Source organism: Lachnotalea glycerini, assembly GCF_003201285.1.
GTDB lineage: Bacteria > Bacillota > Clostridia > Lachnospirales > Lachnospiraceae > Lachnotalea > Lachnotalea glycerini.
The window spans coordinates 67,134-87,354 of the sequence record NZ_QICS01000009.1 but is presented as its reverse complement, the minus strand read 5'-3'; the positions used below and the strand labels follow the sequence as shown (position 1 = coordinate 87,354).

At 36.0% G+C, this 20,221-nt stretch carries 17 protein-coding genes; 15 read left to right on the top strand and 2 right to left on the bottom strand.

The window, feature by feature from the left end; translation table 11 throughout:
• Positions 1-322 precede the first annotated feature (322 nt).
• The 3 genes from C8E03_RS15545 to C8E03_RS15535 are packed head-to-tail and all read left to right on the top strand — an operon-like array spanning position 323 to position 4,581.
• Complete coding sequence (locus tag C8E03_RS15545) at positions 323-1,249, top strand: AraC family transcriptional regulator (protein ID WP_110291513.1); 927 nt, start codon at positions 323-325, stop codon at positions 1,247-1,249.
• 30 nt (positions 1,250-1,279) lie between these two features.
• The gene (locus tag C8E03_RS15540) at positions 1,280-3,571 is read left to right on the top strand and encodes an excinuclease ABC subunit UvrA (protein WP_110291512.1); all 2,292 of its coding nucleotides are present in this window, start codon (positions 1,280-1,282) and stop codon (positions 3,569-3,571) included.
• Positions 3,568-4,581, top strand: a complete 1,014-nt coding sequence (locus C8E03_RS15535; RefSeq protein ID WP_330410838.1) for a serine hydrolase domain-containing protein — start codon at positions 3,568-3,570, stop codon at positions 4,579-4,581. The genes C8E03_RS15540 and C8E03_RS15535 overlap by 4 nt, the downstream gene beginning before the upstream one ends.
• A gap of 41 nt (positions 4,582-4,622) precedes the next feature.
• Here C8E03_RS15535 and C8E03_RS15530 read toward each other — a convergent pair whose 3' ends face one another.
• A complete protein-coding gene (locus C8E03_RS15530; protein ID WP_110291511.1) occupies positions 4,623-5,585 on the bottom strand; it encodes an alpha/beta hydrolase in 963 nt (320 codons plus the stop codon).
• Positions 5,586-5,828: 243 nt separating this feature from the next.
• Here C8E03_RS15530 and C8E03_RS15525 point away from each other — a divergent pair, with 243 nt between their 5' ends.
• The 7 genes from C8E03_RS15525 (at position 5,829) to queF (ending at position 10,954) form a co-directional block, all read left to right on the top strand.
• On the top strand, positions 5,829-6,299 hold the full coding sequence (locus C8E03_RS15525) for a MarR family winged helix-turn-helix transcriptional regulator (protein ID WP_094376083.1): 471 nt from the start codon (positions 5,829-5,831) through the stop codon (positions 6,297-6,299).
• 158 nt (positions 6,300-6,457) lie between these two features.
• Positions 6,458-7,462: an amidohydrolase family protein gene (locus C8E03_RS15520; protein ID WP_094376084.1), complete on the top strand. Its 1,005-nt coding sequence runs from the start codon at positions 6,458-6,460 to the stop codon at positions 7,460-7,462.
• Positions 7,463-7,580: 118 nt separating this feature from the next.
• Complete coding sequence (locus tag C8E03_RS15515; RefSeq protein WP_094376085.1) at positions 7,581-8,333, top strand: alpha/beta hydrolase family protein; 753 nt, start codon at positions 7,581-7,583, stop codon at positions 8,331-8,333.
• Positions 8,334-8,609: 276 nt separating this feature from the next.
• On the top strand, positions 8,610-9,050 hold the full coding sequence (gene queD / locus C8E03_RS15510; RefSeq protein ID WP_094376086.1) for a 6-carboxytetrahydropterin synthase QueD: 441 nt from the start codon (positions 8,610-8,612) through the stop codon (positions 9,048-9,050).
• Positions 9,032-9,700: a putative 7-carboxy-7-deazaguanine synthase QueE gene (gene queE, locus C8E03_RS15505; RefSeq protein WP_094376087.1), complete on the top strand. Its 669-nt coding sequence runs from the start codon at positions 9,032-9,034 to the stop codon at positions 9,698-9,700. The genes queD and queE overlap by 19 nt, the downstream gene beginning before the upstream one ends.
• A gap of 47 nt (positions 9,701-9,747) precedes the next feature.
• Entirely contained in the window at positions 9,748-10,428 is a 681-nt protein-coding gene (queC, locus tag C8E03_RS15500; RefSeq protein WP_094376088.1) for a 7-cyano-7-deazaguanine synthase QueC, read from the top strand.
• Positions 10,429-10,456: 28 nt separating this feature from the next.
• The gene (queF, locus tag C8E03_RS15495; protein WP_094376089.1) at positions 10,457-10,954 is read left to right on the top strand and encodes a preQ(1) synthase; all 498 of its coding nucleotides are present in this window, start codon (positions 10,457-10,459) and stop codon (positions 10,952-10,954) included.
• Between the two features lie 46 nt (positions 10,955-11,000).
• On the opposite strand, the gene C8E03_RS15490 is transcribed toward queF, so the two are convergent.
• Positions 11,001-11,801, bottom strand: coding sequence for a helix-turn-helix transcriptional regulator (locus C8E03_RS15490; RefSeq protein ID WP_094376090.1), 801 nt, complete (start codon positions 11,799-11,801; stop codon positions 11,001-11,003).
• Between the two features lie 227 nt (positions 11,802-12,028).
• On the opposite strand from C8E03_RS15490, the gene C8E03_RS15485 reads away from it, so the two are divergent.
• The 5 genes from C8E03_RS15485 (at position 12,029) to C8E03_RS15465 (ending at position 20,186) form a co-directional block, all read left to right on the top strand.
• Positions 12,029-14,119 (top strand): TIM-barrel domain-containing protein, encoded by a 2,091-nt coding sequence (locus C8E03_RS15485; RefSeq protein WP_110291510.1) that lies wholly within the window; start codon positions 12,029-12,031, stop codon positions 14,117-14,119.
• A 53-nt stretch (positions 14,120-14,172) separates the two neighbouring features.
• Positions 14,173-15,327, top strand: coding sequence for a glycoside hydrolase family 88 protein (locus C8E03_RS15480; RefSeq protein WP_094376092.1), 1,155 nt, complete (start codon positions 14,173-14,175; stop codon positions 15,325-15,327).
• A 16-nt stretch (positions 15,328-15,343) separates the two neighbouring features.
• Positions 15,344-16,963: a glycoside hydrolase family 43 protein gene (locus tag C8E03_RS15475; RefSeq protein WP_110291509.1), complete on the top strand. Its 1,620-nt coding sequence runs from the start codon at positions 15,344-15,346 to the stop codon at positions 16,961-16,963.
• Positions 16,964-17,059: 96 nt separating this feature from the next.
• Positions 17,060-18,340 (top strand): ABC transporter substrate-binding protein, encoded by a 1,281-nt coding sequence (locus C8E03_RS15470; protein ID WP_094376094.1) that lies wholly within the window; start codon positions 17,060-17,062, stop codon positions 18,338-18,340.
• 43 nt (positions 18,341-18,383) lie between these two features.
• On the top strand, positions 18,384-20,186 hold the full coding sequence (locus C8E03_RS15465; protein WP_110291508.1) for a sensor histidine kinase: 1,803 nt from the start codon (positions 18,384-18,386) through the stop codon (positions 20,184-20,186).
• The last annotated feature ends 35 nt before the right edge of the window (positions 20,187-20,221 follow it).

Below are 20,221 nucleotides of genomic sequence, written 5' to 3'. Positions count from 1 at the left end.
ACCTTGTATCATGGAGTTTGTAATTGACTCCATTTCCTTTCTCCCCAATTTGGGGTAATCTGAAAAATGTACTGTAAATTAGTAAAATTTGGGGGTGTTTTTAATCTATGTAGTTAATTTTACAATGCCATTATACCAGATGTATTATTAAAAGAATATTAGAAAATACTCATATATTGCGTTGATAGAGCAGTCTTTTCCTGCTATACTATTAGCAGAAATGGGTGCTAAGGTGAGTGTAGAAAGAAGAAAAATTTAAATATTTACAACATCAGATTTGAAAGTTTGGCTGTGTATATAGATATTGTCAGGAGGAAAACATATGTCAGATCAGAAGTGTCAGGAAGAGTATATTCGAAGAATTCATAAAGTACAAGATTATATTGAGCATCATTTAGAAAAGTCGCTATCCATTGAAGAACTTTCTGGTGCTGCCGGGTTTTCCAAGTATCATTTTTGCCGTATTTTTCAGGGTATGCTGCATGAGCCGTTGGCCCATTATGTGAACCGGATTCGAATGGAAAATGCATTGTTTTTACTGGCACATCGAACAGATAAAAATATGACGGATATTGCTTATGAACTTGGTCTTTCAGATTCAGCCGTATTTTCCAGGGCATTTAAAAATTTCTATGGCGTTAGTCCAAGAGAATATAGAAAGGAATATAGCAAGAATTGCAAAGATTCTTTTTTACTGTCTGAGTACAATAAGGATACAGCAAAGAAAGAATGGGCAGATAATCCTTTTCCCGTGACCGGGCAGATAACCATAGTAAACCTGGAGGAGAAACAAGTCGCTTATGTTAGACATACAGGTACTTATGAGACATTGGCAAAAGAGTATGTGCGCCTGATACAAATCTTATTTGAGCATGCGCAGAAACAACACCTTCTTGTTGAGGGTCAGAACTGGGTGCTTGCCATGTACCATGACAATCCGGAATTCACACAAGAGAGCCAGTTTCGTACCAGTCTGTGTCTGACAGTGCCAAAAGACTTTATGTTTCAGGAAGACGGAATTCTTGGAAAAATGAACTTAGAAAGCGGTTTGTATGCGGTCGGACATTTTCAAATTCAGCAGAACCAGTACAGTGACGCCTGGAATTATATGTATCAGGAGTGGATCTCAGGAAGTGGATACGTTCCAAGAAATTCATATCCATTTGAAGTGTATTGTAATGTGCCTGCGGGTGAGAGTCTTATCCATGAGGTGGACATCTACGTTCCGATTGAGCCCATTCATTTCTAACATGCTGCAAATCGATTCCGAGGTGAGCATATGGAAAAAATCAATATTCTAGGAGCACGAATTCATAATCTAAACAATATCAATCTAACGATTCCCAAGCGTAAACTAGTGATTATTACAGGTATCAGTGGCTCTGGTAAATCCAGTCTTGCATTCGATATCTTGTTTGAAGAAGGCAAGAACCAGTATCTTAGATCAATTGGCATTCTGGCTGGACTTGATAATGAGAACCGATTCGATAAGATAGAAGGTATCGGTCCAACGGTAGCGGTACGTCAGAATATAATAAGGCAGAGCAACCCCCGTTCTACAGTTGGAACAAAAACCGGAATTCTAAACCAGTTGGCTCTTATTTATGCCAGCGATGCAAAAACAATAAAAGAGCATAAGAATCAACATCACTCTCCAGGTTCCTTTCTTTATACAACGGCCGATGGTATGTGTATTAGCTGTCAGGGAAGAGGTTCTTACTATGATATTAATCTTTTACAGTTGATTCCAAACAAAACAACATCCCTTTTTAAGGTCTATCAGAGTCTTAAGGTAACAGATGGCTTCTTACGCATTCTAAAAAAGAAATACGGCATGTATTTTGAGACACCATTTTGGGAACTTCCAGAAGCTATTCAAGGCGAAGTGGTTTATGGAACGTATGACAATGGCAAACAAAGCTACTGTCTTGAGCGGATACTAAGAAATGCTTATGAAAAGGGTGAGGATGTGGAGGAAGTCTATGCAAAGACGACTTGCCCTGTTTGTCAGGGGGAACGAATCGGTGAAGAAGCGCGAGAAGTCTTTCTTCATGGAAAGAGTATTGGTGAGCTGGGACAGATGACATTGTCTGGTATTTTCCTTTTCTTAAGTGAAATATCAGAGGAAGAACTATCTTCGTTTGGTAAGAACATGGTAAAAAATGTGAAAGAGAAAATAAAGTATTTAATCGAGTTTAATTTAGGACATCTGACTCTTTACCGAGAGATGGCTTCCTTAAGCGGCGGCGAGGTACAGCGCATTTTTCTCTATCTCCATTTGGAGTCCAGACTGGATTCCCTAATCTATGTCTTTGACGAGCCAATGGCAGGATTACATCCAGCGGAGAAGGAAAGCATGATTAAAGCGGTAAAGGAATTAAGAGATCTTGGCAATACAGTGATTGTGGTGGAGCATGATAAAGAGATGATTCGTCATGCCGACCATATTATTGAGATTGGTCCTAAGGCAGGTACAGAAGGAGGCAGCGTGGTCTACCAAGGTGATTATAAAGAATACGAGAAAGCGGACACTCTACTTAGTCAGTATCTTTTCGGCAAACGTTTGATGCCCAAACGCATGGTCAGAAAACATCTGTTTGTTAAAACGAACTGTATTACTTTGGAACATGCCAATACCCATTATTTAAAGGATTTAACTGTGGCGTTTCCCCTTCATGCCATGGTAGGGATTGCTGGCTTATCCGGTACTGGTAAAAGTTCTCTGATAGAGGAGACACTGTTGAAACGTCTTGTAAGCGCCAGAAAATATGGTCATGCAACGGGTATAGCAGGAGTAGAACAAATTAGTGGTTTTGTAAAGATATCCCAAGAGCCAATTGGAAGAAATGCCAGTTCTACGCCTGCCTCTTATATTGGTATCTGGGATAAGATTCGAGAACTTTTTGCAAAACAGCCGGAAGCTTTAAAAAGAAATATGAGTGCAGGTCATTTTTCGTTTCATTCGAAAGGAGCATGTAAGGATTGCAAAGGTAGTGGTTATGAAAGGATAGTTCTGACCTCTGATTTTTTTGTAGATAAGCTCTGCCAGACGTGTCATGGTAAGCGGTTTGATGAAGAAAGCCTTTTGGTAGAATATAACAAAAAAACCATTGGAGAGGTATTAGAGATGAGCATTACGGAATCTATTTCTTTCTTTTCAGATCAAAACAGCATTGTGAAGCCACTGTGCATCTTAGAGCAGATGGGCATGGGTTACTTAAAACTAGGTCAGCCCACTTCTTCTTTAAGCGGTGGTGAAGCACAGAGAGTGAAGCTTGCCAAAGAACTGGGCCGTCAGTTAAAGGGTAATATGCTCTATGTATTAGATGAGCCAACAACGGGTCTTAGTTTATATGATACGGCATTGCTGCTAAAGCTATTAGACCAGCTCGTTGCCAATGGTAATTCGGTGATTGTCATTGAACACAATGTAGATGTTTTAAAAAACTGTGATTATATCATTGAACTTGGTCCAGAAGGTGGAGACAAGGGTGGTGAGATTATTGCCCAAGGAACACCAAAGAGCCTGAGAGTCAATTCAAATTCCAAGACAGGGAGGTATTTAGCATGAATTATGAAACGCAGATGACTCAAAGAAAAAAAATATGGTTAGAAAAGATAATAAGCAATAGCTATAGCAATACCGCAGGGATTATTGTACAAAAAGAAGGTAAGTCGTTATATGAAAAATACTTTAATGGATATACTGCTGCTAACGCCGTTCATGTAGCGTCGGTAACAAAAAGTATTTTTTCAGCATTAATCGGTATTGCTATAGAGAATGGGTATATCAAAAGTATAGACCAAAAAGTATTGGATTTTTTCCCTGATTATACTGTTAAATTAGGTGAAAAAACAATACAAAGTATCACGATTAAGGATATGATTACTATGACAGCTCCGTATAAATATAAGTCAGAACCATACGAGAAGTTTTTCAAAAGTGATAATTGGATAAACGCTGCTCTCGATTTATTAGGAGGAAAAGGACAGGTGGGACAGTTTACGTATTCTGCCATCATAGGAACGCATATTCTGTCGGGCATACTTGTAAAAGCAACAGGTCAATCAGTGTCAGATTTTGCAAAAGAAAATTTATTCTCGCCATTAGAAATTCATATTGGTGACAATGTGGTATTGAACAATAAAGAAGAACATATTGCCTTTTTTCAAGATAAAAATGCAAGTGGCTGGGTTGTAGACCCACAAGGAGTAAACACAGCAGGCTGGGGTCTTACCTTGACCCCAAAGGATATGGCAAAAATAGGCCAATTGTACTTAGATGGTGGATTATGGAATGATAAACAAATCATACCTGCATGGTGGATCGATGAGAGTACAAAAGAGCATAGTCGATGCAGTCAATGGGGCAATCTGCCATATGGTTATCTATGGTGGATTATTGATGAAAGAGAACATATCTATGCAGCTTTGGGAGATGGAGGAAATGCCATTTACATTAATAAAAAGAAAAAAATGGTAATTTCAATTGCTTCTTTTTTTGTTCCAAATGCTAAGGATAGAATAAAATTAATTAAAGAGTATATTGAACCAACGTTTGAGAATGATAACTCACAATAAGTGCCTGTTAGTAACATTTTCAAATCAATTTATTTTTAGCTCTATTCGTTCTTACGCGGTATATGGACGTCCTCCCAAAAAGCTTCATTCAATTTTGTGCATACCAAATCAAGCGCATCCCGTGCTTCTTTCACTGTTCTTTGCATATTAAAAAAACCGTGAATCATACCGTCATATCGCTTAAGGCATACATCAGCGCCAGCATCTGATAAGTTTTTTGCATAATGCTCTCCCTCATCTCTTAACGGATCATATTCACATGTAATGATACATGCATCCGGCAGATCATTAAAATTTTCTGCAAGTAATGGGGAAGCCAAGGGATTTTTAGCTTCGCATAAATTGTTTAAATAATTAGGAATAAAAAAATTATTATTGGCTTCTGTTGTAAGTCTGTACCCCTTTGCATTTTCCACTCTTGATAAAGGCTTTGTTTGACCTAGCAAGTCAAACATGGTATTAACCTCCACTTGATAAACGATCGGAAATTCGTTTCGGTCTCTTGAAAGCTGAGCAATTACTGCGGCAATTGTTCCGCCTGCACTGTCACCTCCAATGGCAATTTTAGCTGGAAGTATATTCAATTCTTTTGCATTTTCATATACCCATTTTACAACTTGATAACATTCTTCCACAGGCTCTGGGAATTTATGCTCAGGAGCCAAACCATAATTGATTGAGATCACCGTACAATTAACAGTGTTTGTTATTTTACGGCATATAGAGTCGTAAACTTCGATATCTCCAAAAACAAAACCGCCACCATGTATCCAGATAAATACAGGATGAATTTTTCCATTTTTAGGATTATATATTCTGATTGGAGTTTCTCTTTTGGAAGTCTCAACAATATGATTGGATACAGTTCCTATCTTAATAATATCTCCTTTATAATCATCCCAACTTTTTCTATAATATTCTCTGAGTTGATCCATACTAAGGGATGTATACATACTGTCAAAATCTGTTTCTAATAATTTGTTAAATACTGGATCTAATGGCATGAATAAAACCTTCTTTCACATGATAAATTAGTAATATTTAATGAATGACTTAAGTATAACAAAATTAGTTGAAAATATCAACTAATTTTAAAGCTAAATTTTAAAAGTGTTTGAATAATATTAAAAAATTTATATAAATATGACTAAATACATAAAATTTTGACCCTGATATTATAATATTAGTTGACAAGATGAATTTAAAAAAATATAATATAGTTGAACAAATCAACAAAGGAGATTGGAATGAATGTAAAGCACAATGCAAGATTTTTTGGAATCTTAAACAGACAACTTCAAACTTATATTAATCTTGCTTTTAAAAAGATAGGTTTGAATTATTGGGAATGTATATTCTTAGTAAACTTGTATGATAATGAGGGAATGAATCAAGAGAAGCTCGCTTCCATTCTTCTGATAGACAAATCAATAGCTACAAAAAATATAAACTCGTTGGTCAATAAAGGGTTTATAATAAGAAAAATTAATGAACAAGATAAAAGAGCTAAAAACCTTTATCTTACCGATAAGGGTAAGGACTACAAAGAGCAAATTTATAGCCTGATAGAAAAATGGATTGATTATATTTCAGATGGAATAGATAAAGACACTCAGGATTTTGTAATTAATAAGCTTCATATCATGGCTGAGAAAGCCAGAAATGCAGATTTTAATACATTGATAATGACGAATATAGATGATGAGGATGATAATTAAATCAACAAAAAATGAAACATATCTATAGAGTGAGCAATGATATTACCTCAATATAAGTCATCGGGTATTTGCGTTATATGTTACTATTGATCGATTAAAAATGATATATTGTGGGGTTTTACAAATATCCATAACTTATTAAGAAGAGGGGGAGAAATATGGATAGGAACATGAAAAGTATAAAAAGTAATTACAAGGGAAATGGAATACCAAAAATTGACATGCATGTACATTATTTACCACAAGCCTATCGAGAAGCGCTATTGGCTAGAGGAGAAACAAATCCAGATGGTTATCCAACTCCCGAATGGGATCCACAAGTACATTTAGAAGTTATGAAAAAACTAGATATTTCTACTTCTATGCTATCAATGTCTGCTCCCCATATTAATTTTGGAGATAAAAATGCCACTAAAATATTGGCTAGAAAAGTAAATGAAGATGGCGCGGAACTTGTGAAGAAATACCCTGGTCAATTTGGTTTGCTGGCATCGTTACCAGTACCCGATCGAAAGGATAGTATTGAAGAAATTCAATATGCATTGAATGATTTGCATGCCGATGGTTTTGCTTTACCTACAAATACACAGGGGATTTATCTGGGAGATTCGTGTTTTGACCCTATACTTGATGAGTTAAACGGACACAAATCGGTAGTGGTTCTTCATCCAAATAAACCTGGTTGCGTCCCACAAAATGTTCTGGAATATCTGCCACTTCCAATATTGGAATATTTTTTTGATACCACCCGTACCGTAACCAATATGATCTTAAATGGAACATTAAAACGTTTTCCGGATATTAAATTTGTTATTCCTCATGCCGGTGCATTTTTATCAGTGTTTGCTGATAGACTTGCCAGCGCGATTAAATTTACTCCCTCTTTATTTCGTAATTATACGGAAAGAGAGATTGATGTATATACTGCATTAAAGGGGTTATATTATGATGTCGCAGGGGTTTGCCTGCCAGTGCAATTATCTGCTCTTTTACAAATTGCGGAGGTTGATCATTTATTCTATGGAAGTGATTATTCATATACACCAGAGGCTGGATGTATTGTCTTAGCGGAGGCGTTAGATCAAACTAATTTGATTACTGATGAGCAACGTCGTTTTATTTACCGTGAAAACGCATTAAAACTGTTTCCACGTTTAAAGTAATACAAATTTGCCAGACTGGCAGCAAGGCGGTCAATTTGTATCGCTTGTTACTGTTATATGTATTCTACCAAGCAGCTCATAAAAAAGTTAAGCCAATAAACGAAAGGAGAAATGAAATATGGAACTTGTAAAAATAAAACGCGGAGGATTAAATTTAGTAGGAACACTAGAAAAACCGGAATTAAAAGAAAATGAAACATGCCCTCTTGTAATTCTCATGCATGGTTTTACCGGAAATCGTATGGAGCCTCTTCATGTCAATGTAGCAAAGGAACTGCTCAAGAAAGGGATTGCTTCTGTACGTTTTGATTTCAATGGTCATGGCGAAAGTGAAGGCATATTTGAAGATATGACGGTAATGAATGAAATTGAAGATGGCAGAGAGATTTTGCGCTATGCAAAGAGCCTCCCATTCGCTGAAAACATCAGCATTCTGGGGCATTCACAAGGAGGGGTAGTGGCTGGCATGCTTGCTGGATATTATCCGCACGAGTTTACCTGTCTTGTTCAGATGGCACCTGCTGCAACGTTAAAGGATGATGCAATCAAAGGGACATTAATGGGGACAGAATACGATCCGTCCAATATACCAGAATATATTCAGTTTTGGGATAAACGGTTAAGCAGCCTTTATTTTAGAATTGCACAGAAGCTGCCAATTTATGAAGTATCCGCACAATTTCAAGGACCTGTATGCCTGATTCATGGAACGAAAGATCCCATTGTCAGCTACACGGCATCACAGCGTTATTATGATGTGTATGCAGACAGTAAGCTACATCTAATGGATGGACAGGATCATGGATTTACAAACGCATTAGATGAGGCAACTGCAATAGCCGTGAACTTTATTTTGGAAAAAGTAAAGTAGATTCAATAAATTTATGAAATGATAAGTGAAAGCCATTCAAGCTTGACACGATCATCTTTTCAATGCTATACTCATTAGGAAATTAATAGACAGTTCATTTGTACCATCCTGTCTTTAAACAAAACCAGGGCTGATTTTAATAGAGTTAATTAAAAGGTGAATTAGAAGATTCACTCAATTAATTATGATAACGAGTATTAAAAATAGGCATAGTTTTGTATGCCTATTTTTTTGCGGTGTAGGGAATTTTTATTTCATAGGAAAGGATAAATAATTATGTATTATTTAAAATCGGAACAATGCTTTGATTCTGCACATTTTCTGGCAGATTATGAAGGAAAGTGTAAGAATATACATGGGCATAGATGGCGTGTTGTGGTTGAAGTGATGAGTCTGGTATTGCAAGATGAGAAGCAGTTAAAAGGAATGGTTGTTGACTTTGCAAAGCTGAAGCAGGATATAAAAAAAGAAGTAGATTATTTAGACCATGCATTGCTGATTGAGAAGAATTCGTTGAAAATCACCACTCTTCAGGCACTCAGAGAAGAAGGCTTTCGTATTATTGAGTTGGACTTTCGACCAACAGCAGAGCTGTTTGCAAGATATTTTTATAATAAAATGGTGAAAAAAGGCTATCAAATGAAACGTGCCACCATTTATGAAACACCGAATAATTGTGCTTCTTATGAGGAGGATTCATGTCTAAGTATAAGGTAGTAGAGAAATTTGTCAGCATAAATGGAGAAGGAGTATTGGCAGGGCAATTGGCTGTGTTTATTCGATTTAAGGGATGTAATCTGAATTGCTCTTATTGTGATACTGCTTGGGCAAACCAAAAGGATGCCGCCTATACATTAATGTCAGATCAACAAATTTACAATTATATCAAAGAAACAGGCGTAAAAAATGTTACGCTGACAGGAGGCGAACCTTTACAAAATCCAAACATAATACAACTGATTCAAATGCTAACAAAAGATACTGATTTACAAGTAGAAATTGAAACAAACGGAAGCATAGATTTATCAATGTTTGCAGCAATTGACCATGCTCCTTCTTTCACAATGGATTATAAGCTTGCGTCAAGTATGATGGAATCAGAAATGTTAGTAACTAATTTTAAATTGTTGAAAAAGAAAGATACTGTTAAATTCGTGGTAGGTAATTTACAGGATTTAGATCGTGCAAGAGATATCATTACAGCAAATCAATTAATGAATCAATGTCATGTCTATATCAGTACGGTATATAACAAAATCGATTTAGTAGACGTAGTGAATTATATGATAAAACATTCTATGAATGGAGTAACACTACAGCTACAGATGCACAAAATCATATGGGAACCCAATCAGCGAGGGGTTTAATTTATAGAGCAGATAAGAAATAATTAGGTTAGATGAGGAGATTATTTATGAAAGCATTGGTACTATTAAGCGGCGGAGTAGACAGCTCAACCTGTCTGGGATTGGCGATTGAAAAATATGGAAGAAAAAATGTAGTTACACTTACTGTTTCGTATGGACAAAAACATACAAAGGAAATAGAAGCGGCAAGAAAAATTGCAGATTATTATCAAGTCGAATTGATATACTTAGATTTATCAAAAATATTTGAGTACAGTGATTGCTCATTATTGGAACATTCCAAGCAGGAAATTCCCAAGGAGACTTATGTAAAGCAGTTAGAAAAGCGTTACGGAAAACCAGTATCGACCTACGTACCTTTTCGTAACGGCTTGTTTTTGTCTTCTGCTGCGAGTATTGCTTTGTCAAAGGGATGCGGCATCATATACTATGGAGCTCACAGTGATGACGCAGCAGGCAATGCCTATCCAGATTGCAGCAGTGCTTTCCAAGAAGCAATGAATCAGGCCATTTATATAGGAAGTGGAAATCAACTTAAGATAGAGGCGCCTTTTGTTATGTGGACCAAGAAAAAAATAGTACAAGAAGGCCTTGCATTAAAAGTGCCCTATGAATTAACCTGGAGCTGTTACGAAGGGGATGAGAAGCCATGTGGAAAATGTGGAACTTGCATCGACCGAATTAACGCATTTGCAGAAAATGGCGTATGTGATCCGGCGAATGTCTGATCTAATTAATAAGAGAGGAAAACACGTTATGACAGGAAGAATAAAAGAAGAAACAACAGGAATTACACATTTAGGAAATCAAGGAACCAAATATCAAATGGATTATAATCCGTCTGTATTAGAAACCTTTGTCAATAAGCATCAGGAGAATGACTATTTTGTGAAATTCAATTGTCCAGAATTCACCAGTCTTTGTCCTATTACCGGACAACCTGATTTTGCATCAATTGCGATTTCCTATGTACCCAATGTTAGAATGGTAGAAAGCAAGTCTCTAAAACTTTATCTGTTTAGTTTTAGAAATCATGGAGATTTTCATGAAGACTGCATCAATATTATTATGAAAGATTTGATTGCACTTATGGAACCTAAATATATTGAAGTATGGGGAAGATTCACTCCTCGAGGGGGCATTTCCATTGATCCTTATTGTAATTATGGACAAGCCGCTACAAAATGGGAAGAAATTGCATTCAAACGGCTTGCTTATCATGACCTCAATACAAATAAAACGGATATCATATAATTTCATTCATTACTTCCTATCTTCTCAAGATTAGGCAAGGATTGGCTTATAACAAATCAATTTTTATTTGATAAGCAATTCTGTATTGCGTAGGTGTCAATCCTTCCTTTTTTTTAAACTGGCGAATGAAATGCAGATCGTTTTCATACCCACAAAAATCAGACACAGCCTTGACTGACATATCGGTAGTAGTCAGATAAAACTTTGCCCTTTCAATGCGAGCCAGAATCACTTCCTGCATACAGGAGATGTGGTAAAGTTCCTTGTATAAATGCTGAAAATAGAAAGGACTCATATGAACATAGTCAGCCATATAGTCCACGCTCCATTTTTTATGCGGAGTGTTTAGAATATACATGCGAAGCTGATTCATGATCTGATAATGCTTATGATATTTAACAGCGCTTGGCAGCATTGCAATCTGAGAATCCAGACTGTATAAAAATATGCGCATGATAGAATCTTGAATCTGCTTTTGATGTAAGGAGTGAGTATGATTTTCCTGAACCAGTAAGCGTATATAGAGTGATAAATGATTAATCTGGGGCAGATAGATTGGTTGGTTAAAAGGGATGTTTAAGCAATCAAGCAATGAGGGCTCGTCAATAAAATCAAAGTGAATCCAATCATCATTATAAGAATCTTGTTCACAACCATAATGTATATAGGTATTGCGGTCAAAAAGTATCGCCATATTTGGGCTCGTTTTCTCGATGTTACCGTTCAGCTCGAAAAACGCTTCCGTTTTTACTAATAAAAGAATATAGTTTGGTACACCGGCTTTGCGCGTCATATGAAATTTTGTCTTATGTCTTGAATCATGTCCACAATTCGTAACTACAATCATAGAGTTTCCCCCTTAAAATAAAATAACAGAATAAGTCAGTTAATAACATTATAATACATTGTAGCTTAGAAAGAAAAGCATTATTATAAAATATAAGAAAAACTGAATTTATGCGGTTGCTGCAATATGAAAAAGAATATAAATTTTATATTCATAAGATATAAAAGCAGTTTATGTATATAGCTGATTTTTATTATTAATAGAAAGACGAGGGATGAAAAGAAAGGATGAAAGCAATAGCAAATGGTATTTGGAGAATTACAATCGGAGAACCAGAAACATGGAATCCAACCTCTATTCGTAAGTTTCCGGTAAAAAATGAAGCATTAGAAAAACTTAAGAAAAGAAAAATAAAACCAGAAGTTATGGAACAAATGCAATGGGAAACGAGTATAAGAGGAATTACTATAACACTGCCAATGGAGGCATCGGAAGATATCTATGGCTTTGGATTGCAGCTTAAAAGCATAAATCATGCAGGTAGAAAGAGGATAATAAAAGTGAATTCTGATCCGCCTTCCGATACGGGAGAAAGTCACGCTCCCGTTCCATTTTATATTTCAACAGCAGGATATGGATTATTTGTTGATTCTTTTCGCTATATAAGTTTCTACATGGGGACAGTTGCAGAGAAAGGGAGTTCCAAACATATGCAGCAGGAAAATATTGAGCATAAGGAATTTTCCGAGTCTGCATTGTATGCCCTGAAACGAGCGAAAGAAAAAAGAAAAATTATCATTGAAATACCCAGGGTAAAAGGGGTCGATATTTACTTTTTTACAGGAGACATCAAAGAAGTAGTGCAGCGGTACAATTTGTTTTCAGGAGGCGGATGCCTTCCACCAATGTGGGGACTTGGAATGTGGTATCGCACCTATGGAGGCAGCAGTCAGGACACAGTGCTTGAATTGGCAAGATTATTTCGTGAGGAACATATGCCAATGGATGTTTTGGGATTGGAGCCTGGCTGGCACTCTCATAGCTATTCTTGTTCCTATAAATGGTCTTACCTATTTGAAAAACCACAGCAAATGATACAACAATTGGAGCAGAAGGGATACAAATTAAATCTTTGGGAACATAGTTATGTTTATCCAACAGCACCATTTTATGAGCAAATTATGAAATACAGTGGAGAGTGTGAGGTTTGGAATGGATTAGTACCTGATTTCGCAACCAAAGAAGCTTGTAGTATATTTGCACAGTATCACCAAAAAGAATTTGTAAAGTTAGGTATCAAAGGTTTTAAGCTAGATGAGTGTGACAATTCTGATTATAATCCTTCCGATTGGTCATTTCCTGATTCAACAAAATTTCCTTCCAATATGGATGGTGAGCAGATGCATATGGCAATAGGGATCTTATATCAGAATCTTTTGTACCGTGTTTTTAAAAATGAATTGGTGCGAACCTTTTCTCAGGTGCGTTCTTCCGGAGCTTTAGCCGCACCGCTCCCATTTGTCTTATATTCGGATTTGTATGATCACAAGCAGTTTATCAGGGGAATGGTTACATCCGGATTTTCGGGTTTGCTATGGGCACCGGAAGTAAGAGATTGTTTGAATGAAAACGATTTATTGAGAAGACTCCAGACGATTGTTTTTTCTGAGCAGGCTTTAATTAATAGCTGGAGAATACCCAGTCCCCCCTGGAAGCAAGTAGATATTGAAAAAAATCTTGCAGGTGAGTGGATGGAGGAAGCAACCTATTATACAAATGCTTGTCGGAAATATTTTGAGATTCGTATGCAATTATTACCGTATTTATACAGTGCGTTTGTTGAGTATTATCAAAACGGCACTCCGCCAATCAGAGCTTTGGTCATGGATTATTCGAACGATGAACAGGTTAGAAATATTGATGATGAATATATGTTTGGTAAGAGTCTTTTGGTATGCCCATTGACTATTGAAGATAAAATTACGCGCCAGATATATTTACCTGAAGGTGTCTGGTATCATTTCTTTACAGGGGAAGTCATTCAAGGAGGAAAATCCATTACCATAAAAGCAGATTATGACCAAATTCCAGTTTATGTAAGAGAAAATACAATCATTCCAATTGCCAAACCTGTTTTATATGTTTCTAAGGATACGGTGTTTGAGATCAAGGTAAAGGAATTTGGAACAGGTGAAACGCAGTTTACCTTATACGAGGACGATTATGAGACATTTTCTTATGAGAAAGGAAATATGAATGAAGTAATTCTGCAACGAGATGCAAGAGGTAATATTTCATACATTAGAAAAGGATGCCAAAAAGAAAGATATAAAATACAATGCAGTGTTAAAGAGTCAAGTAAGCGACAGGAAATATAAAAAGAAATACATACTAAAAAATAATAAAATTATTATTGAATGGAGGATTTATAATGTTGCAGGAAAAAGATATAAAATGGGTGGAATCAGTAATAGAAAAAATCAATCGTAAGCTTAATTGGGTTAGCGAAAAATCAAAGGATAAAATTCCATATACCACCATGAATGGAATTCACGATAATTATAACAACAGCGAGCGTGAATTTAGGAGAACAGATGGTCTTAATTGGTGGACGAATGGCTTTTGGGGTGGAATGATGTGGTTGATGTATCATGAAACGAAAGAAGAAAAATATGCTGAAATTGCTAAATTTTCTGAGAAAAAGCTGGATTGGTGTTTTGATGATTATTTGGGTTTGCATCATGATGTTGGTTTTATGTGGCTGCTGACTGCTGTGGCAGATTATCGTATTACCCAAAATCCCGAATCAAAAAAAAGAGGACTGCATGCAGCAAATCTTTTGGCAGGACGATTTAATCCAGTAGGAAAATTTATTCGTGCATGGAACAGTATAGGAAGTGATGACACTACAGGATGGGCTATTATTGATTGTATGATGAATATCCCTTTACTATATTGGGCCTTTGAAGTGACAGGTGATCCCAGATTTCAACATATTGCAACCCAACATGCAAATACTGTTATGGAATATTTTATAAGACCTGATGGCTCATCGGAGCATATCGTTGAATTTGATCCATTGCAAGGCGGATTCGTTAAGACTCACGGTGGCCAAGGCTATGAGAATGGATCTTCTTGGACACGGGGGCAGTCATGGGCACTTTATGGGTTTATTCTCAGTTACATTCATACCGGTCATATTGAATACTTAAATACAGCAAAGCGAGTAGCTCATTATTTCATTTCTAATATACCAGAAAGCGGAATTATTCCGGTGGATTTCCGACAGCCTAAAGAGCCTGCATGGGAGGATTCAACGGCGGCTGCAATTGCATCTTGCGGCTTAATTGAGATTGCGAAGCAAGTCAATACAATGGAAAAAGATTTATATTTAAGTGCTGCTTTAAAACTATTACGGGTTTTGGATGATAGAAGATGCAATTGGTCTAAGGATTGCGACTGTATTCTTGAAAATTGTACAGAAGCATACCATTCCAAAGAACATCATATTAATATTATTTATGGTGACTACTTTTTTATGGAAGCTATCTTTAAATTAAAGGAAAACAATATATTATTGTGGTAATGGAGGGAATTTAGAAATGAAGGAAAAAATAAAAAATCCAATTTTGCGTGGTTTTAATCCTGATCCTTCCATTATTCGGGTAAAAGAGGATTATTACATCGCCACTTCAACCTTTGAATGGTGGCCGGGAGTGCAGATTCATCATTCTAAGGATCTCATTCACTGGGAATTGCTGACCCATCCATTAAATCGGATATCACAGCTTGATTTACGAGGTGTAGGCGCTTCTCAAGGTATTTGGGCGCCTTGTTTGACCTATGCTGATCATCGTTATTTTCTGGTATACACGGTAGTCAACTCTTTCTATTGCAATATGTATGATACGAATAATTATTTGGTAACCGCAACGGATATCATGGGACCATGGTCCGATCCAATTCCCTTGAATAATTTTGGGTTCGATCCGTCACTTTTTCATGATGATGATGGCAGAAAGTATATGGTCAGCATGGTTACGGATCATCGGATTCCGGCGAAGTATAGGGGAAGATTGATTCTTCAGGAATATTCTGATAAAGAAAAGAAAATGATTGGAGAGGTAGGCGAAATATATAAGGGTGATAAGATCTTTTTAGAGGGTCCACATATTTTTAAGAGGGGTGAATATTATTATCTGTTTTCAGCGGATTCAGGTACAGGGGAAAGACATGGACAATCCATACAGCGATCCAAATCAGTCTGGGGGCCTTATGAATGGTATGATAAAAATTCTATACTTACTGCAAGGAATGATCCGAACCTGTTATTGCAAAAAGCAGGTCATTGCGACCTTGTAGAAACCCAAAATGGGGAGTGGTATGCGGTTCATCTATGCGCTCGAGCACTGGAAAACAAAAATCCAGCGGGTACAAAATTCGAAGGATGTCGAAGGTATCCTTTAGGACGTGAAACTGCAATTCAGAAAATGAAATGGACAAATGATAATTGGCTTGTGCTTGATAACGGTACCAATTATCCGCAAGAGGAAGTAGAAGCCCCCAATCTGCCTGAATACTTGTTTGCAAGCAAGCCCGACAGAGATGATTTCGATCAGAAAACGCTGGATCTTGAATTTCAATCCTTGCGTATTCCACTTGATGATACCTATTATTCTCTTTCTGCCCGTAAAGGATATTTACGTCTTTATGGCAGATCGGGACTTTCTTCGAGATTCAGCCAAAGTCTGATCGCCAGAAGATGGACAGAATTTCAATTTGAAGCAAGCACCTGCATGGAATATGAGCCTACGGTTTTTAAAAATATGGCAGGATTAATTTGCCTTTATGACTATGATAATTATTTTTATCTTCATGTTACACATGATGAGGAATTGGGAAAATGTATTTCAATATTAACTGCTGAAAATAAAAAATATGAATACCCAATTGGCTTTTATCCAATAGGGAATGCAACTAAAATCTATCTTAAGGCTGAGGTTGATTATGATAAATTGCAATTTTACTATAGTATATCAAATGAAGCTGAATATGTGAAAATAGGCCCGGTTTTAGACGCCAGTATTTTGTCCGATGAGGCATGTAACGAAGGATGGTTTACCGGAGCAATGGTAGGAATTTGCTGTCAGGATTTAACGGGCTTTAAAACGTATGCTGATTTTGATTATTTTGAATATAAAACGGCAAATACAAAATGTTAAACGCTCGAATTACTATTTTGATTTGTTTTATTTTATGCTATAGTAAGAATAGATTGTTTTATTTATAAAATTTGATTCTTGGAGGAAAAAGGCTGTATGAGAAGATCAAAATACATTCTTTGCATTATGCTATTCGTTTTTTTGTTTAGCTCTTGTCAGAAATCAAATAGTAACGAGAAACAGAATATAAGTAAAGAAGCACAAAAAGAGACTACGATTACACTTACCTTTGCAGGAGGAGATTCTTCTTGGAACCAGGCAATTGATACAGTGGCAAGAGAATTTATGGAACAATACCCCCAAATAACAGTTCAATTATCAACGGGAACTGCCAGTTCTGATATTTATGCCGATTTTCTGAAAAAGCAGGACGCAGTAGGAGAATTGGGTGACATTGTTGAAATGACTGACGTAGAGCAATATGCAGCCAATGGAAGAATCGTTCCATTACCAGATAATATCACATCATTGGTAAATTACTCAGTAAAGTATAAGGATCAGATTTATTCCGTTTCAACGACAAGCTCGACACAAGGTATCATTTATAATAAAAAAATATTTAGGCAGATTGGATTAAAAGAACCGGAAACATTTGAAGAATTTTTGACTATCTGTGAAAAGATTAAGAAATACAGGCTTACACCAATTATTGTAGGGGGAAAAGATTTATGGCATATGGGATTTTGGATCAACCACTTCTTTCGCACGGATGTCTTACTCAAAAATGCTGACTGGGAGGAGGATAGAACAGCGGGTGTTGTTTCATGGACAGATGCTGAGCCAAAACAGATGCTAAAGGATATCTTAGAAGTATTTAGTCAGGGATATGTAAATCAAAATTATCGTAGTACACAGGATAGCTCTACAGCCTCTGCTTTAGCTTATGGGCAGGCTGTAATGCTTTATTCCGGACCGTGGATGTTTTCACAGATACTCAATTTAAATCCGGATGCTGAACTGGGGTGGTTTTATTTGCCTGATGAGAACGGAGATATGATAGCGCTAAATGATATTCCGGCAGGATGGTCCATTACAACAGAATGTGCACAGGATGAAGATAAGTATGAAGCTTCTCTTTTGTTCTTGCAATTTTTTTACAGCAAACAGGTTTATTCAAATGTGTGTGAAATTATGAATGCTATGCCGGTCACAAAAGAAAAGATAATATATCAAACGATACCTGTGAGGGAAAAGCTTTTAAGGGATTATGAGGAATGTGAAACGTTTACAAGCGGAGGAATTGGTGATTATGCAACGCCGGAAGGTTTCTTGAATGACATGTATCAACTGATTCAGGATTTTATCGATGGCAAATATACCATAGACGAAACGGCAGATATTTTGGATAAAAAGTGGGATAAATGTATAGCAAAATAGCGATTAATTATAAAGGATAGCTTTTAGTATGTGGTGAGCCAAAATGAAAAAAAGAGCACAAAAAAATAAAAGTATGTTTTTACACTTAACAATTGCTTTCATGTTAATTGGATTGTTGCCTTTAGTGATTATTGGCAGCATATTTGTGAAACGCTATTCAGATAATATAAAGGATTTGATTATAAGCAATGCATCATCACAATCTCTTTATATAAGCAAAAATATAGAGAGCATGTTAAGCGAACTGGATGAAACATTAAGATATCCATATGATTATAATTCGGATGAGTATACTTATTTTTATCAGCTTTTAAAAGATGAATCTCTTACAAGCGCTCAATTGGCAAACAAAATTGAAACAGTTTTAAATACCATGCTGTACATGGATACTTATATTGAAGGGGTAAGATTTATAGATAACAATAATAAGCTTTATTGCATTTATCGAGATCCCACCAAAAGTATTTATGGAAAAGTGATGCTTATGGATAAATTACAAAGTGATAATACCAATATTTATAAAAAACTTCAATTTTTTGCGACATATGCGGAAAGTAAGTACTATTATCCATCCAAACAGTATGATTTTACGGTTGCAAGATTCTATATGGATACATCAACAGTAGCTGCTGCGAATAATACCGTACTAGGAACAGTTTATCTGGATGTCAATATCAATAAAATACTATCTTTCATAAAAGATATACAATTATATGAAGAGAGTAAATTTTATATAGTAGATAAGAACAGTGGTTCTTATATTTATAGCGCCGATTATGAAGACTATGGAACAACCTTTGATGATAGGAAAGAGATCAATACGAAATCGGATCAAAATTACATTCAAAAGCAGGATTGTTTTATCGTATATCAAGATATCAGCAATAGTCCGTGGATGGTAGTAACAAAAATATATAATAAAGATATTTATAAAATTTATAAAGTAAATATAGTATATTTCTCCATTATTTTAATTTGTACCAGCACATTACTTATTATCATTAATCTATTATCATCCAGAAAGATTAGTAAGCCGGCACGTGAATTAAAAAATGTAATGGTAGAAATAGAAAATGGGAATCTGGATATCAGAGCTCAAAACTGTAGTAAAGATGAGATGGGGTTTTTAGCGGATGGATTAAATAATATGATGGATAATCTGCAAAATTATATTAAAAAAGTGTATGTTGCGGAGCTGCGACAAAAAGAAGCACAGTTGAATGCTTTAAAAACTCAGATTAGTCCTCATTATCTTTATAATACGTTAGATGTGATTCGTATGACTGCATTAGCCAACCACGATGAAAAAACAGCACTTATGTTAGACAGTTTATCCAGTCAGCTTCAATATTTGATTGGACAAAGCAGCGATATGGTTTTACTGTCTAAGGAATTAGAAAACATTAGGGAGTATTTAGTTATTGTTAAAATCCGATATGAGAATCATCTGGATTTAGAAATCAATGTCAATAAGGAGGATATGGAATTATATGTAATGAAATTATTGTTACAGCCAATTGTTGAAAACTCTGTAAAGCATGGTTTTGTTAATAAAAGAGATGTTGGTAAAATCAGCATAAAAGCGATAAGGAAAACAGATTATCTTGAGATCACGGTAATGGATGATGGAATTGGTATGTCAGAAGAAAAACTGCAAGAAATTAACGCCTTGTTGGCAAGTGAAAGGATAGGACATAAAACCGAAGATGGTTGGTCAGGTATAGGCCTAAAAAATGTTTATGACCGAATTAAAAACAATTATGGAGATGCATATGGTTTTGAAATAACAAGTTGTGAAAAGCTTGGAACGATTGTAAGGTACAAATTGCCTATTCGATTAACATGACTGCAACACATCAATTAATAGACTATCATAAGCGG

Bases quoted from the DNA above. Each gene is read 5' to 3' on its own strand.
- C8E03_RS15525 (WP_094376083.1), top strand. From the start codon at position 5,829: ATGAATGTAAAGCACAATGCAAGATTTTTTGGAATCTTAAACAGACAA.
- C8E03_RS15465 (WP_110291508.1), top strand. From the start codon at position 18,384: ATGAAAAAAAGAGCACAAAAAAATAAAAGTATGTTTTTACACTTAACA.
- C8E03_RS15485 (WP_110291510.1), top strand. From the start codon at position 12,029: ATGAAAGCAATAGCAAATGGTATTTGGAGAATTACAATCGGAGAACCA.
- queC (WP_094376088.1), top strand. From the start codon at position 9,748: ATGAAAGCATTGGTACTATTAAGCGGCGGAGTAGACAGCTCAACCTGT.
- queE (WP_094376087.1), top strand. From the start codon at position 9,032: ATGTCTAAGTATAAGGTAGTAGAGAAATTTGTCAGCATAAATGGAGAA.
- C8E03_RS15540 (WP_110291512.1), top strand. From the start codon at position 1,280: ATGGAAAAAATCAATATTCTAGGAGCACGAATTCATAATCTAAACAAT.
- C8E03_RS15535 (WP_330410838.1), top strand. From the start codon at position 3,568: ATGAATTATGAAACGCAGATGACTCAAAGAAAAAAAATATGGTTAGAA.
- C8E03_RS15480 (WP_094376092.1), top strand. From the start codon at position 14,173: ATGTTGCAGGAAAAAGATATAAAATGGGTGGAATCAGTAATAGAAAAA.
- queD (WP_094376086.1), top strand. From the start codon at position 8,610: ATGTATTATTTAAAATCGGAACAATGCTTTGATTCTGCACATTTTCTG.
- C8E03_RS15515 (WP_094376085.1), top strand. From the start codon at position 7,581: ATGGAACTTGTAAAAATAAAACGCGGAGGATTAAATTTAGTAGGAACA.
- C8E03_RS15520 (WP_094376084.1), top strand. From the start codon at position 6,458: ATGGATAGGAACATGAAAAGTATAAAAAGTAATTACAAGGGAAATGGA.
- C8E03_RS15475 (WP_110291509.1), top strand. From the start codon at position 15,344: ATGAAGGAAAAAATAAAAAATCCAATTTTGCGTGGTTTTAATCCTGAT.
- C8E03_RS15470 (WP_094376094.1), top strand. From the start codon at position 17,060: ATGAGAAGATCAAAATACATTCTTTGCATTATGCTATTCGTTTTTTTG.
- queF (WP_094376089.1), top strand. From the start codon at position 10,457: ATGACAGGAAGAATAAAAGAAGAAACAACAGGAATTACACATTTAGGA.
- C8E03_RS15545 (WP_110291513.1), top strand. From the start codon at position 323: ATGTCAGATCAGAAGTGTCAGGAAGAGTATATTCGAAGAATTCATAAA.
- C8E03_RS15530 (WP_110291511.1), bottom strand. From the start codon at position 5,585: ATGCCATTAGATCCAGTATTTAACAAATTATTAGAAACAGATTTTGAC.
- C8E03_RS15490 (WP_094376090.1), bottom strand. From the start codon at position 11,801: ATGATTGTAGTTACGAATTGTGGACATGATTCAAGACATAAGACAAAA.